This is a genomic window from Streptomyces sp. KM273126 (assembly GCF_004337435.2).
In the GTDB taxonomy this organism is placed as follows: Bacteria; Actinomycetota; Actinomycetes; order Streptomycetales; family Streptomycetaceae; genus Streptomyces; species Streptomyces acidicola.
In genome coordinates, this window is the sequence record NZ_SJXB02000002.1 from 2,545,064 (window position 1) to 2,559,144 (window position 14,081).

The following is a 14,081-nucleotide window of genomic DNA, read 5'->3' on the forward strand; positions in this document are numbered from 1 at the left end:
CTGGTGCGAAGGCTGATCAAGGTGCTGGATGATCTGGCACCGTAGGGCGTGCAGATCTGACGAGCAGTCAATGGTGTGGTGGCTCGAGCCGTTGCTGCCGCGGGGCAAGAAGCAGGGCAGACCGCCGACGTGGACCCGTCGGCAGCTGATCGACGGGATGCGGTGGCGACCAGGGCGCCGGTGCGTATGGCGCCTCATCTCACTGTGCCCAGTCCGTTGAGGCGCCCCACCGCCTTGCCTGTTCTCGCGTGACCTGGCAACGCTTGGCGTGCGCCGGCCCGGCCCAGGGATCAGGCTGGGAGAGAAGGCAGCCCCACGCGCCCGTGACGGCCCCGTCCCGACCGGGCGCAGGCACGATCCGCACGTGAAGGCAGGGGAACCACCATGACTGCACCCGTTCTCGAAGCAGCGGCGCCCGCGTGCGGGACCCCACTCGCAGCTGGGGATCATGACCAGGAAGCGCATCGTCGGTGCCGCATGCGCAACGGATCGGCCTGACGGGTTGGCCGGCCCCCCAGGCCGGGTGGCCGCCCAGCCCGAGCGGTAGCGAAACAGTTGTCGTAGCCGTAGCGGCCGTCCGGGTCGGCATCGTGAGGTCCTGGGCTGCCGGAGCGATGTTCGTCCTACAGGGGCGACGGTCGGCGATCACCGGGCCGGTACAACCACTAGTTCCCGGGCCTTCACATGGCGGTCGGGAAGGCTCCGAAGGGGTCGTCGCTGGTGACGCCGTCGGGTAGTCCTTTGATGGCTTGCTCGAAGTCAGGCCATGCCTGGCTTTGGGGTTCTCCGGTCAGCCTGGCGTAGAGCTCCGCGAGGGTGCCGGTGTCCCCGAGGGCGACCATCTCCTGCGAGATCTGCGGGAGCTTGTGACCCAGGCTGATGAGCCAGGAGATGAAGGCCATCCCGCAGCCGGTGCTCAGCGGGTTGCGGTCGGTCGGGTCGGTCCGGTCGACGAAGTTGCGCGCCCCGTGCTCGGCCCAGTCCGGGGCGGTGGCGAAATCGACCAGGGCGTTGTTGCTTGCGACGGCGGCGCACCAGCGGGAGAGGGCTTCGCCGGTGCTCAGCCCGCACAGCTGGCCGTTCATCGCACACTCGCTCAGCTCGGCCTCGAACAGCCCGGATACCCGGGCGGAGTTGCCGAAGGAGGCGTCCACCTCGATGGCGCCGCCGATTTGGAAGGTGCAGCCGTCGTGGTCCGCGCCGCCGGAGCCGTCGGCGACGCCGCCGAGGGCGAAGACGATGGCGCTGACCGGCGCGCCGGTGGTGTTGAAGATGGTGTTGTTCAGGTTGAACACGCGGTCGGCGTCGCTCAGGAGGTCGGTCGCGTTCTGCATGCCCTGCGGCCCGAGGCTGGGGTCGACGTAAACGGTCACCGCCCCGCTGGGGCTGGCTCCCACCAGGTGGGAAACACCGCGGTAGCTCGGCCACCGAGGCGGGCCGGAATGTGTTCTCAGAGGACGATTCATGGCGCTGCTCTCCTCATATCGAAGGCGCTGCTTGCTGCCATTGGTCACCGAAGGTGAAGGCTCCGCGTCGTCCGGCGCGGCCCGATTTGAAACCCAGTAACTCCCGTGCGGCGGGAGCCCCTTACGGCCATTGTGGTCCGGCTCTGGTGGGCTCGCATCTGGGCGCACACCGCCCCGGGTTGGCTGCCCGCTCAACGACCTGGGTTGGTTGCCCGCTCAACGAAACCGCCGGTGCGGCCGCGGGGCGCCCGGCTCTCGTTCCCAGCCCTGCGTTGCCAGATGCCATGCCCGGCTGCCCGGCGGCGGCTGGAGCGGGATGGCCGCAGGACAGCCGCTCTTGCTGGCGGCCGGAGCGTCAGGGGCGGCGGGCTCTGCGGAGGCGCATTCGCCGATGACTGGTGCGTCCGGCAGGCGCGGCGAGCTCGTCGCGCACCTTGCTGATCGTTTCAGAATGAGGTTCGCAGGCGGCGGAGGCATATGAGGCTGCAGGCCAGTTCGAGCAGGCGCTGGTGGAGAGCAGCGCGTCGCTCGTAGCGGATGCGGAGCAGTTTGAACTGGTGGAGCTATGCGAAGGCCCGCTCGACCACCCAGTGCCCTTGCCCAGTCCGGAGCCGTGGGCGGCGCCGCGTCGGGCGATCACGGGTTTGATGCCACGCTTCCACAGCAGGCGGCGGTACTTGTCGAAGTCGTAGCCCCGGTCGGCGTACAGCCGCCGGGGCTTACGGCGAGGGCGTCCCCGCAAACCCCGGATCGACGGGATCGCGTTCAGCAGTGGCAGGAGCTGGGTGGCATCGTGCCGGTTGCCGCTGCGGAGCGTGACAGCGAGCGGGGGTTCCGTGGCGGTCGACAATCAAGTGGTGCTTGGAGCCGGGACGGGCGCGGTCGACGGGAGAGGGGCCGACGTGATCCCCCCTTTGAGAGCCCGGATGTGCGAGCCGTCCACGGCACAGTCGTCCAGGCCCAGTAGTTCGGCGCGACGCAGCTCGCCCAGTAGGGCGGCGGGCAGGCGGGGCCAGACACCGGCCTCGGTCCAGTCCCGGAGTCGGCACCAGGCCGTCACCCCGGAGCAGCCCACGGTCTCCGCGGGGACATCACGCCAGGCGACACCGGTCCGGAGCACGTACATGACGCCGGCGAGCGCCGTTCGGTCGGGAACACCCAACCGCCCCGAATGGCGACGGCGCCGCTCGGGAGTAGGGGGCAGCAGCGGAGCCACCCGCTCCCACAGGTCGTCAGGAACAAGATCAGCACGCACCTCGGACACCCTGCTGACCAAGATCGCCGAGCACCTGACCATCGGGGCCGCGGTCAGCCACTGGGCGGCAGCGTGCTTGATCGCGTAGACGGTCAGTAGGATGCCCGTGGCGGAGAGCAGAACGCTCAGGACGTCGATGCGGCCCGGTACCCGTGGCGCGAACCTCGCGGAGCAGAACCAGTGCCAAGACGAGGAACAGCACGACGACGGGGAGATTGATCAGAAAGACCGAGCCCCACCAAAAGCTGTTCAGCAACTGTCCGCCGACGATCGGGCCGATCGCGAAGCCCGCAGCAAAGGTGGCTGCGAAGATGCCGATCGCCCTCGCCCGTTGGCGCGGGTCGGGAAACAATTCGCTGAGTACCGCAATGGCAGACGGCAGCAGCGTGGCCCCGGCCACGCCCATCAGCGCCCGGCTGGCGATCAGAAGTTCCGGCCCGGGGGCGAACGCCGCTCCTGCCGAGGCGGCACCGAACACCGCCGCGCCGGTCATCAGCAGCTTCAGTCGGCCGCACCGGTCGCCGTCTGTGGGCCAAGGGCGACGTCGCGGACTGCACCGTGGGAACCATGCGCCTGCAGCACCCAACCGTCGGAAGGGTCGACGTCGACTACCAGGTGTGGCTCCAGCCTGAGAGTCCTGACCACCGGCTAGATGATCTAGTCCAAGGGGTCAGTGATCGTAGGCGATCAGTGAGCGTAGGACGGTTTGTCCGGTGGCGTCGTTGTGCCAGATCGCGGCGGTCAGCGCGAGGATGCGTTGCATGACGCGGGCTATGACACCTTCGGGTGTGCGCCCTCGGTGCCGTTCGAGGTCAAGCTGTCCCTTGAAGGTCTCGTTGATCGATTCGATGGCCTGTCGCAGCGGCTTGAACAGGGCTGCGCCAGGCCGTTCCCGTTCACCTTTACGGGCAGGCCGCAGCAACTGGACTCCATGCGCGGACAGTTCGCGTTCGAAACCACGGCCGAAGTAGTTCTTGTCGCCGATGAGAGTCTGTCGGGGGCGCTCTCGCAGAAGCTCGCATTCGGCTGCCAGGAGGTCAAGGAGGGGCTCGCGTTCGTCGGCCTTGGCCCCGGTCAGGGCGAAGGCGATGGGCAGACCCTGAAGGGTGCAGACCAGGTGCAGGCGCAGGCCCCAGAAGAAGCGGCTGTGGCTGGCGCAGTAGCCGTATTCGGCCCAACCCGCCAGGTCGGAGCGTTTGACGGTCTCGCGGTAGCGGCCGCATTCCACCGGGGTGGAGTCCACGAACCATACGTCGTCGCTCCACACCGAGGTGGTGGTGGCCAGGATCCGGTTGACGCTTCGCATCAGACCGGCGGCCTTGCGCAGCCCCTTGTTGTAGCCGGGCTGCTGGGGCAGGTAGGGGACGAGGTGGCGAAGGTGGGCACGGGCATGGCGGAGCCATTTGGCCTCGGAGGTGTAGCCGAGTATGGCCTGCATCGTGGCGAGGTGACCAGTTCGGCATCGCTCAGGCTGGGCGTAATGTCGACCGGCGGGCGCCACGGCGCCAGGTCGGGATGCTCCTTCAGCATGTCGTCGGTCGTCGCATAGAGTGCTGTCGCGAGGGTGTCCACGTCGTTCGTCACAAAACGATCTTGGACACCCTCGTTCTCGTCTCCGCAGGCCCGCTTGGACCACACCACCAGGAGCAACCAGTGTCATACCCGCAACTGCTCACCCCCGAGGAGAAGCTCGCCGACGCGAAGAAGCTGTTGAGCCTCCCGCGTATCGTCGTGATCTGCGGCTCCACCCGCTTCATGACCGAGATGAACGAGGCCGATCTGCGGGAGACCAAAGCCGGAAAGATTGTCGTCAAACCGGGCTGTGACATGAAGTCGCCGCACGAACTTTGGTCCGATCCTGTCGAGGCCGAGGCGCTGAAGGTTCGACTCGACGATCTGCACCGGGCGAAGATCCGGCTCGCTGATGAGGTGCTCGTAGTCGGCGACTACATCGGAGACAGCACCCGAGCCGAAATCGCCTACGCCCGGTCGCTGGGCAAGCCCGTGCGGTTCACGCACCCCGAAGTCGACCCTGACGCCTGACCGCCCGCTGCCACCTCGACAACCGGGGCGACCTTGTCCTCGCTCCGGTCGATCACCTTGAAGTCCAGGACCGCGCACCAGAAGGCCGCGAGCCGCTCCGGATCGTGGCAGTCGACAACCAACTCGGTCAACCTACTGGTCATGGCTCCTCCAGACAGTGCGGACGAGGGCTCAGCCTATGAGGCCGCGCCACCCCGTCCGGTAAGTCATAGGTCGCTACGACCACTACTGAGTTTGTTGGCGTGATGTTGTGGCTGACGAGCGGTGGTTGTCCGCTGGGCCGGTGGCGTGAGGTATCCACAAGGGGGCGGGCTGACCGCGGAGCGACGAGCCTTTCGCGAGCACAGCGGACGCAGGCGGCCGAGCTGTTCGCCCTGGGAAGCGACACTGGCGCGGTCGCGAAGGAGTTACGTGTCAGTGTGCGGTCGGTACAGCGGTGGCGCCAGGCAGGGGAGCACGGGGGACCGCCGGTCCTGAAGCCCAGGGGACGGCGTCCGGGCCCAAGCTGAGTGCGGCGCTGTTCGCGGTGCTGGACAAGGGGCCGTCCAAGGTGCCGGTAGCGCACATGTCATTTCGCGTCTGAACCCAGCAGTTCTTCCGTGATGCCCGCGAGGCGAGCCGCCGACTTCGGCGAGAAGAGGCCGCTGTGAATGCTCAGTTCGTCGTACATGTTGAACGCGGTGAGCGGTTCCTTGGGCGGATCGTCGAGCAGCCGGAGGATCGGAGGCACGACAGCGGTGGCGGGTTTCGCCAGTGCCTTCTGCTGTTCGATGTACGCCGCCGTCGGCGGGTCGAACTCGCCGACGAAGCCCGTAGATGTCGTCCCCGGGTGGAACAGCACGTATGTGGTCCCGTCCTTGCCATGGCGCTCGGCGAACGTGACTCCGAGGAGATCGTTGAGTCGTCCGGTCATGAACATGGCCCGCACCCCGTCGTAGTCCCGGGCGCTCTGCAGGTCGTCCCATTCGATCGGCGTGTCGTGGCCCGGACCGGCTACGTTCATGACGACCGCGCCGTCTGCCTGTTCGAAGGCGCTGAGCAGCCCGTAGCTGAGCAGGACGCGGCTCAGGTAGAAGAGCGCGAAGTTGTCCTCGAATCCATCGAAGGTCGTCCTCCGGTACGTCCGGAAGAAGCGCGCGCACATGACGAGGCCGTCGATCTTCGGGTAGACCTTCAGCAGGTCACCGACCACACGCCGGGTGTCCGCCACCAGACTGAGGTCGGCCGGAAAGAAGGCCGCGCTCCCCGGCGCGTCGGCCGCCTCCCGGATGAGAGGGGCGGCCTTCTCCGGGTTCGTTCCGATCACCGCGGCGTGGTCTCCCCGTAAGAGCAGCGCGCGAGCGACGGCCGCCCCGATTCCGTCTGTGCCGCCCGTGATCACGAATGTTTTCGACAAGTCAGTGTCCTTGGTCCTCGGTTGGGGATGCGTTCAGGGCTTGGAGAAAGGTCCACACGGTAGCGCAAGCCATCTTCCGTGCCTCGGTGTCGTCGATACGGCGGCTTCCCATCAGGGAACGTGCTTCCAGGGACGCTGCTGAATGGCATCACTCAACGCGTCGGCGGTGCGCAGCTCGCGTCCACAGCCCCGGCTGAGGCCAACGGAAAGATTGAGATCGCAGGCTGACATCTTCGTCGAGTGAAAGCCAGGGGCCTGGGTGGTCACCACGCCGTCAGGGCTCCGTCAGCACCATCGCCACAGGCCCTCACTGGATCGCGGCTCATACCGATCGGTAGGCTCTGATGGAACGTCACTTTTGATGCGAGGGATGCCCGTGGCGGGCATCCCATCGGGTACGGGGGTAGCCAGTGAGTTCTGACTTCGACGACATACGTCCGGTTTCTGCGCCGAACACCGGGCCGGATCCACGTATATCCGCGCCGACCGCGCCCGCCACCGGGCCGGACCCGCGCACGGCGTACCAGACGCCGGACCCGCCCGCGCAGGCCGATGTACGCGACTTCGATCCCGCGCCCGACGCCGGCAGCGATCCCGCCTTCAACTACGGCGGCTTGCAGGCCACTCCGGCGGCAGACGGCGACGCGGTACAGGGCCATCGCATCGCCACTCCCGACAACCCCACTGACGTACGCGACCTGGACCCCGCGCCTCGCGCGACCACGGGCGGCGGCAACGACAGCGGAGGCATCCAGGTCATGTCGGCCGGGGGCGGCTCCGGCGGTGTACAGACGAACGGCATGTCCGGCGTGCAGGACCCGGCCGCGCTCAACCGCGCGGGTCAGGCCTCCACGGAGATGGCGGGCGTCGTACAGAACCACGGACACGTCGGCAGTGACGAGCGCATGTGGGGTGCGGTCGGCGCCCTGAGCGGTGATCTGTGGGGCGGACAGTTGGGCGTGGAGCTCAGCAAGACGATGGAGAGCTGGGACAAACAGGCCACGAAGCTGAAGAAGCTCTGTCAGGAGATCGGCACGCGGTGTACCACGACCGCCGGGAACTACACGCGCACGGAGTCGGCGAACGAGCAGGAGATGAACGCCGTCCGCAGCTCCCTTTCCGACTTCAACTGACAGGACCGGCCCAGTGATCGCCTACGAACAGCTCTACCACCTCGACCTCGACGGCATCCAGAGCGTTATCGCCGCCTGGAGCGAGTACATCCGCCGCTACGACGCCATGGATGAGGCCTACGACAAGCAGGTCGTCAAGGAGTTCGACAAGGCCGGCTGGACCAGCCTGGACGGCACCGATGTGTACGCAAGGACCCAGGTCGTCATGGCGAACCAGGAGTTCAGCGACGCGGTGACCGAGGCCAAGGGCATCCGCGCCGTCCTCCAGGACGCCTACGACGAGCTGAGGAAGTACAAGAACGACCTGCACCAGCTCAAAGAGGACGCCAAGAAGGACAACATCACCATCAGCGCCACCGGCGCCGTGTCGCTGACCCAGCCGGACCCGGACGGCGACAAGCCGATCGCCCCCGGAGCTCCCGGCCGCCAGATCCCGGGCGCGCCCAGCACCAACAGCATGAAGATCGAGTTCTGGGAGGGGAGGATCGCGGTCGTCCTCGCCGCCGCCGACAACGCCGACATCTCCGCCTCGCACGCCTTGCGGCGCAACACCGGGAAGGGCGGCGACGAGGGCTTCAACGACAAGACCGTCAAGTCCGTCGACCAGGACGAGTCACAGCGCGCGTCCAAGCTGCTGAAGAAGTACGAGAAGGGAGAGAAGCTTTCCCCTGCCGAACTCAACGAGCTCGACCGGCTGATGAGCCACAACCAGAAAGACCCCCAGTTCAGCCGGATGCTTCTCGACGACCTCGGACCCGAGACCACGTTGCGCCTGGCCCAGGACCTGGAGGCCTCGTCGGGCAGCGGAGACGACCGGCAGAAGTACAGCAGCATCCAGAACTCGCTCGCCAACAGCATCGGGGCGGCCAACGAGAACAAGGAGTTCTCCGACAAGTGGCGTGCGGACATGCGGGAACTCGGCACCGAGCGCCCGGAGGACGACGCGTCCGGGCCGTACGGCTACCAGACCCTGACCGAGCTGCTCAAACACGGTGACCAGGGCGAGTACCCGCCGCACATGACCATGGGTCTGACCGACGACATCATCGAGGCCGAGAAGGACGACCCGGAGATCTGGGACGAGTCCCAGAGCATCGGGCGCGGTGATGACCCCGAGCCGATGGAGATCGTCGACCCGGTCGACAACATGCTCGGCATCATGAGCCAGGACCCGGACACCGCCACGCGCTATCTCGACCCGGCGGCGGACGGGGACAAGAACCGGCTGTGGTACCTGCACGAGGACCGTCACTGGCCCGAGGTCCATGTCACCGAGTCCGTGCGTGGCCGCGGCGGCCCCACCGACGGGGCAGTTCTGGAGCAGTACGACCAGGACGCCACCAACAGCCGCACCGGATTCGGCCGGGTCTTGGAGGCCGCCACCACCGGTGCGCAGCCCGGCGAAGAGCGGATCGACTACAAGGGCCACACCGAGGCCCAGGCCCGCGTCATGCAGGACACCATCACATACCTGGACACGGACGTCGACGAGAACGGCAAGGTCACGGGCCATGCCAAGGGCGACTCGATCCCCGAGAACATGCAACAGCCGCTCGCCCGCGCCCTGTCCGACTACACGGCGGACACCCACGACATCATCGCGGGCAGCAAGGACGAGTACGACGACGAACGCGGCCGGAACACCATCCTGGGCAGCGGCGACGACGCGCACATCGCCAACCGGGAGGGCAGCGTCATTCGTGTCCTGCGCGGTGTCTCCGACGACCCGGAGGCCTACACGCAGATCCGCGAGGCCGAACGCGTCTACGCCGTCGACCAGATGGACCGGGCGTCCAGCGACCCGGGCAGGAACAACGAGAACTGGAACGTCCCTGCGCGCGACGCCGCCAATGTCCTCGGCGCCTACAACGCGATCGGCTCCGACGCGTACCTCGACCAACGCGACGAGAAGAAGCAGTGGGCGGACGACGTGGCGAAGGCCCGCTACCACCAGGGCGGCCTGCCGCTGACCCAGATCCCGTACATGGGCGACGGCGCCCAGCGCATGCTCGACCAGGACACCTACGACTGGTCGAAGGACGTCAAGGCGGAGGCCGACCTCCAGGGCAAGCACGCCACGGAGGAGGAGAAGGCCAAGGGCAGCGCGGGCACCAAGTCACTCATCGACACCTGGGTGGCGGACCGCAACAGCCAGGGTGCGAACATCTCCGAGAACACCGAGCGTGATCTCAAGCAGGAGGCCGAGATCAGCTACCTGGCCCACCGCGGTTCCGCCCTGGCGAGCCTGCGAGGTGAGTACTGACGGCCGCGAGCGTCGCCCTCCGGGTGGGTGCCGGGTCCCTCGCCGCCCTCGGGGTGGTGGGGGGCGCGCTCTACTTCACCGGAGGGCCGGACGGGGCCTCGCAGGACACCAAGTCCGCAGCCCTCTGCGAAGGCCTCATGCCCCAGGCCCGGTTGGAGAGGTTCCTGGGCAGGCAGACTCTGACCTCGGACGACGTGATCACGGACCGGCTGGACCAAGAGCCGCAGGAGTGCTCGGTCAGACCAAGGCGCGAGGCGGCGGAGACGCATTACGACGAACTGGACGTCGTCGTCAGCCGGAAGGCCGGGAGCCGAGAGCTCCTCATGGGCCTGGGCCGCCAGATGTCCGACGACTGGACGTCAGGTGGTGTCCCCCCCTCGGCAACGGCTGGCGCGGGGTGCTTCGCGCCGACGACTCAACGACCCGGGCCGCGATCGTGATGCTCTGCGGCGACGGCGGGCAGAGCGTCGGAAGCGTCGTGGTCAACCTGACGGTCCGCCACCTGGGCGACACTCAGATGGCGGCCACGTCACAGCAGCGCGCCCAACTGGCCGGCCTGGCCACGGACACCGCGGTGAACGCCGCCGCACGGGCGGGCTGCGACGCCCAGCACGGCAAGGCTGTCCGGGACGTGGCAGCTCCCTTCCCCGCCGCCTACGACGGCTCCGGGGCCACCGTACCCGGCAAGGCCACCGCACCTGCGCGGGCATCGCCACGGGCACGCGGGAGGCCGAGGCCGACCCGCTCGCCCCATCGAGGACTGCCTCCTCCTTGACAAGGCGGGGAAACCTGCCTTCCGGCTGGCCGCGTACTACGGCCCGTTCGCCCACGACGGGTACGCGGCGACGTACAAGCGCGGCGACAGCGGCAGGTTCTCAGGACCGGCGGACGGTGCGGACGGGCTCTACTGGGCCAGCGCGGAATGCCCCGCCCAGGGCGGCACCGCCTTCTTCACCTCGGAGACCTTGATCAGCGGAGAGGGCTACTCGTCACCTGATCCCGCCCTTCAGCAGTCGGCGTTGCAGCGGTTCGACGAGCGGTCCGCCAAGGCTCACGGCTGTGAGGTGCCGGTGCAACCGCCTGTCGGCTGATTCCGGCGGCGGGTTCGTCTTGGTCAGTGCGATCGCCCGGTCGCGGGTCCGCAGCGGCACACAACACGATGCGGGCCCGCAGGGCCACATCCGCCGTCACGTGCCGCTCCGCCACCAACGCCCGTAGTTCCGCAGCCTGTTCCGAAGAGAGGTTCGCACATGCAGGGTCTCGCGGCTTGTCTCGGATCCCGTCGACAAAACCACTCCTCTGACCTGGCCTTCTCCGGCAGTCTCACGATGTATCGGACTCTGGAGTCTCAACCACATGTCGGATTCTCGGCGATCCCCGTGAGATGACGTCAGTACCGGTAACCGAGCGGAGGTCCCTGGAAACGTAGGGCTTGGGCGGGTGTTTCCACGGTTGACCATGCGGGGTCGTCCACCGTCAGAAATGGCTCGTCCACCACGGTCGCCGGCGTTGCGCCGGTGAACGCCATGATGTCCCGATGCAGATGGGACTGGTCGCAGTAGCCGCCGTCCGCCGCAACTCGGGCCGCGCCTTCACCCGCGACCATGCGGTGCACCGCATGGTCGAAGCGGACCAGCTTCGCGGCACGTTTGGGCGGAAGGCCGATGTGCGAGTGGAACCGGGACCACAGACGCTTGCGGCTCCATCCGAGTTCGGCCGCCAGGTGGTCGACCCGGACGCGGCCTGCGGGTGGTTCCGCACCCGGCCGTGATGCTGGTCCTGGAGTTCGGGGCGAGCGCGTCCACCGTGGACGACGGCGATGGGCCGTTGCTCGCCTGCCGACGTGAGGCGCGGTCGCCGGTGGACCCGGCGGTGGCCTGGGCCGCCCCGGCAGGTCGATCCGGATGACGCGATGGGATGTGGTCAGCTGGTGTGCAGCAACTACACCAGCCCGCTCGGTGTTCTCGCTGGCGGCCGGCGTGCCGGCGCCCGCCGCGCCGGATGGGACATCGAAGCCCTGGCCCGCCCGCACGGCATCACCGACCCGTGCCTGAACGACGCACCACCGTGGGCATTTCGCGGGAAGAGCCGGGCATGACCTTGTGCGGCCCCACCCCGCCTGGCTGCACGATCCTTCCCGTGCCGCTTCGGATCCGCCCCGTATGCCTCGCCCGTCGTGCGCTTCTCACCCCACGCGCTCTCGCGCACGCGCACGCGCACGCGCACGCGCACGAGAGCGTTGGCGGCCAAGGGGGCGTTCTGGATCGCCTTGCGAACCGACGTCAGCGTGTCATCTTGCTGCTAAGGGCCCAGGCCGCGCTGAGAGACGGTACGGGGTCCGTCGTCGGCGCAATGGAACGAACTTAGGAGAGTGGATGTCATGCGTGTAGCGGTGCTGGGAGCTACCGGTGGTCAGGGGAGTGCCGTGGTAAGCAGTCTGCTCGACGCCGGACAGGATGTTCGTGGCGTGGTCCGCAACCCGGGTGGAACCCGCGCTCACGCCCTTGAAAAGGTGGGTGTGGAGGTGGTCCGTGGCGATCTGCGGGATGTCTCCTCGCTGGTTGCCGCACTTGACGGCATGGACGCCGCATTCGCAGTGACCACGCCGTTCGAGGAAGGCCCGCAGGCCGAGGTCGAGCAGGGGCTCACCATCATCGCGGCGGCCCGAGAGGTGGAACTGCCGCACCTGGTGTTCTCCTCGGTGGCCTCCGCCGACAGGTCTACCGGGGTTCCCCACTTCGACAGCAAGTACCGGATCGAGCAGGCCCTGCGGCAGGAGAGCGACGACTGGACAATCGTCGCTCCGACGTACTTCTACGACAACATGCTGGGGGACGCGGAGAATCTGCGGGCCGGGCGGCTCGTCCTGCCGTTTCCCGTCGACCGTCCGCTTCAGCAGGTGGCCCGCCAAGACCTCGCAGCCGTCGTCGCCGCAGCAGTCAACAGCCGTGGCGCGCACCTGAGGCGGCGAATCGAGGTTGCCTCCGACGCACCCTCGCCCACGCGCATGGCCGCAGTCCTCACCCGCTCGCTGGGGTTGCCGGTCGAGGCAGTGCAAACTCCACTTGACCTACGGCGCCGGTCCAGCGACGACATGGTTGCCATGTGGGCCTTTCTCAATGAGGAGGGCTATGCCGTCGACATCGCGGCACTGCACGAGAAATACCCTGAGATCTCCTGGACCACGTTCGACGACTGGGCTCAGCAGCTCGGCTGAGCCACGCACCGGTCACTCAGACGGCGCAATGCGTGCATGGTTCGCACGGTTGCACCGTCACTCCGGCGGGTGTTCCATGACGGAGGAGAAACTCCAGCCCGGGTCCAGCCGATGAAGGTCCCCGGCCGTGAGCATCAGGCAAATTCGACTGCAGCATCATTCCCTCGATGCCACGGCATCCGTGCCCTGCCTGCGCTGCCTCGAACAAGGAAGATTCACCGATGGAAATGCCCGGCCCCACGCACAGCCGTCGCCGCCTTCTTGGCGCCGCAGCCGCGGCCGCCGTGGCGGCCCAGTTCGGTATGAGGGGTAGTTCGCCGGCGCAGTCAGAATCGGGCGAACCGCTGGCTTATCCCACGGTTGACCCTGCGATGCGTGCATCCTTTGGGCCGGTGAAGCAGATCAATGCCGGGGATCTGAACGTGGGGTATGTTGAAGCCGGACCTGCGAACGGGCAGTCGGTCATCCTTCTGCACGGCTGGCCCTACGACATTCACAGCTACGTCGCGGTCACGCCTTTGCTCGCAGCGAAGGGATACAGGGTGATCGTCCCTTATCTGCGAGGCCATGGCACCACGAGATTTCTTTCAAGTAAAACACCCAGGAACGCCCAACAGTCGGCTTTCGCTGTGGATATCATCGCGCTGATGGACGCCCTCAAGATTGATAAGCCCATCCTCGCCGGCTATGACTGGGGATCGCGGACGGGCGACATCATAGCGGCTCTCTGGCCGAAGCGCTGCAAGGCACTGATCTCTGTCACCGGCTATCTGATCGTGAATGTCGAAGCCAATAAGATGCCGACGCCACCGAAGACTGAATGGGCATGGTGGTATCAATACTATTTCGCCACCGAAAGGGGCGTGCGTGGCCTTGAGAAGTATCGACATGATTTGGCCGAACTGGTGTGGCGATTCAACTCGCCGACATGGAAGTTCAGCGCGGCGACTTTCGATCGCACGGCAGCGGCCTTCAATAACCCGGATTACGTCAGTATCGTGATCGATAATTATCGCTGGCGGCTCGGCCTCGCAAAGGGTGAGCGCCGATACGAGGCCCTGGAAAAGCGCCTCGCTGCTGCGCCGGTCATCACGGTGCCGACGATCACCATTGACGGAGCGCACGATCCGTTCACACCTCCGGGAAACGGATCGGCTTACCGTAAGAAGTTCACAGGCAAATACGCGCACCGGACCCTGGACGTAGGACACAACGTTCCGCAGGAGGCCCCGAAGGCCTTCGCAGCGGCTGTCGTAGAAGTCGATGGATTCTGACCGGGTTCGATACGGAGAGCTCATCAGCATGCAC

9 protein-coding genes and 6 pseudogenes are annotated in these 14,081 nt (G+C 67.0%); 8 read left to right on the forward strand and 7 right to left on the reverse strand.

Annotated features, from left to right (window positions below; genetic code table 11):
• Positions 1 to 680 precede the first annotated feature (680 nt).
• The 3 genes and pseudogenes from E0500_RS41900 to E0500_RS41910 all read right to left on the reverse strand — a co-directional run.
• Positions 681 to 1,397: a hypothetical protein gene (locus E0500_RS41900; protein ID WP_165934887.1), complete on the reverse strand. Its 717-nt coding sequence runs from the start codon at positions 1,395 to 1,397 to the stop codon at positions 681 to 683.
• Positions 1,398 to 1,912: 515 nt separating this feature from the next.
• Positions 1,913 to 2,763, reverse strand: a pseudogene (locus E0500_RS41905) (IS5 family transposase).
• Positions 2,764 to 3,250: pseudogene (locus E0500_RS41910) on the reverse strand (MFS transporter); the annotation flags it as partial.
• On the opposite strand from E0500_RS41910, the pseudogene E0500_RS45650 reads away from it, so the two are divergent.
• Positions 3,244 to 3,486: pseudogene (locus E0500_RS45650) on the forward strand (hypothetical protein); the annotation flags it as partial. The pseudogenes E0500_RS41910 and E0500_RS45650 sit on opposite strands and share 7 nt — an antisense overlap.
• Here E0500_RS45650 and E0500_RS41915 read toward each other — a convergent pair.
• A pseudogene (locus E0500_RS41915) lies at positions 3,392 to 4,305 on the reverse strand (IS982 family transposase). The pseudogenes E0500_RS45650 and E0500_RS41915 sit on opposite strands and share 95 nt — an antisense overlap.
• Positions 4,306 to 4,374: 69 nt before the next feature.
• Here E0500_RS41915 and E0500_RS41920 point away from each other — a divergent pair.
• Positions 4,375 to 4,764, forward strand: a complete 390-nt coding sequence (locus E0500_RS41920; RefSeq protein ID WP_037743720.1) for a hypothetical protein — start codon at positions 4,375 to 4,377, stop codon at positions 4,762 to 4,764.
• A 29-nt stretch (positions 4,765 to 4,793) separates the two neighbouring features.
• Here E0500_RS41920 and E0500_RS41925 read toward each other — a convergent pair.
• Positions 4,794 to 4,907: pseudogene (locus E0500_RS41925) on the reverse strand (VOC family protein); the annotation flags it as partial.
• Positions 4,908 to 5,009: 102 nt separating this feature from the next.
• Here E0500_RS41925 and E0500_RS45655 point away from each other — a divergent pair.
• Positions 5,010 to 5,273 carry a helix-turn-helix domain-containing protein gene (locus E0500_RS45655; protein WP_399121071.1) on the forward strand — a complete coding sequence of 88 codons (264 nt, stop codon included), beginning with the start codon at positions 5,010 to 5,012 and terminating at the stop codon, positions 5,271 to 5,273.
• Between the two features lie 59 nt (positions 5,274 to 5,332).
• On the opposite strand, the gene E0500_RS41930 is transcribed toward E0500_RS45655, so the two are convergent.
• Positions 5,333 to 6,160 carry an SDR family NAD(P)-dependent oxidoreductase gene (locus E0500_RS41930; protein ID WP_131560272.1) on the reverse strand — a complete coding sequence of 276 codons (828 nt, stop codon included), beginning with the start codon at positions 6,158 to 6,160 and terminating at the stop codon, positions 5,333 to 5,335.
• A gap of 410 nt (positions 6,161 to 6,570) precedes the next feature.
• On the opposite strand from E0500_RS41930, the gene E0500_RS41935 reads away from it, so the two are divergent.
• From E0500_RS41935 to E0500_RS41945, 3 genes are all read left to right on the forward strand, one after another.
• Complete coding sequence (locus tag E0500_RS41935) at positions 6,571 to 7,293, forward strand: WXG100 family type VII secretion target (RefSeq protein WP_131560274.1); 723 nt, start codon at positions 6,571 to 6,573, stop codon at positions 7,291 to 7,293.
• Between the two features lie 13 nt (positions 7,294 to 7,306).
• A complete protein-coding gene (locus tag E0500_RS41940; RefSeq protein WP_131560276.1) occupies positions 7,307 to 9,556 on the forward strand; it encodes a hypothetical protein in 2,250 nt (749 codons plus the stop codon).
• A 397-nt stretch (positions 9,557 to 9,953) separates the two neighbouring features.
• Positions 9,954 to 10,331 (forward strand): hypothetical protein, encoded by a 378-nt coding sequence (locus E0500_RS41945; RefSeq protein ID WP_131560278.1) that lies wholly within the window; start codon positions 9,954 to 9,956, stop codon positions 10,329 to 10,331.
• Positions 10,332 to 10,879: 548 nt separating this feature from the next.
• Here the strand turns inward: E0500_RS41945 and E0500_RS41950 are convergent.
• Positions 10,880 to 11,300: pseudogene (locus E0500_RS41950) on the reverse strand (helix-turn-helix domain-containing protein); the annotation flags it as partial.
• Between the two features lie 636 nt (positions 11,301 to 11,936).
• On the opposite strand from E0500_RS41950, the gene E0500_RS41955 reads away from it, so the two are divergent.
• Positions 11,937 to 12,773: an NmrA/HSCARG family protein gene (locus E0500_RS41955; protein ID WP_131560280.1), complete on the forward strand. Its 837-nt coding sequence runs from the start codon at positions 11,937 to 11,939 to the stop codon at positions 12,771 to 12,773.
• A 221-nt stretch (positions 12,774 to 12,994) separates the two neighbouring features.
• Positions 12,995 to 14,047, forward strand: coding sequence for an alpha/beta fold hydrolase (locus E0500_RS41960; RefSeq protein ID WP_131560282.1), 1,053 nt, complete (start codon positions 12,995 to 12,997; stop codon positions 14,045 to 14,047).
• Positions 14,048 to 14,081 lie beyond the last annotated feature (34 nt).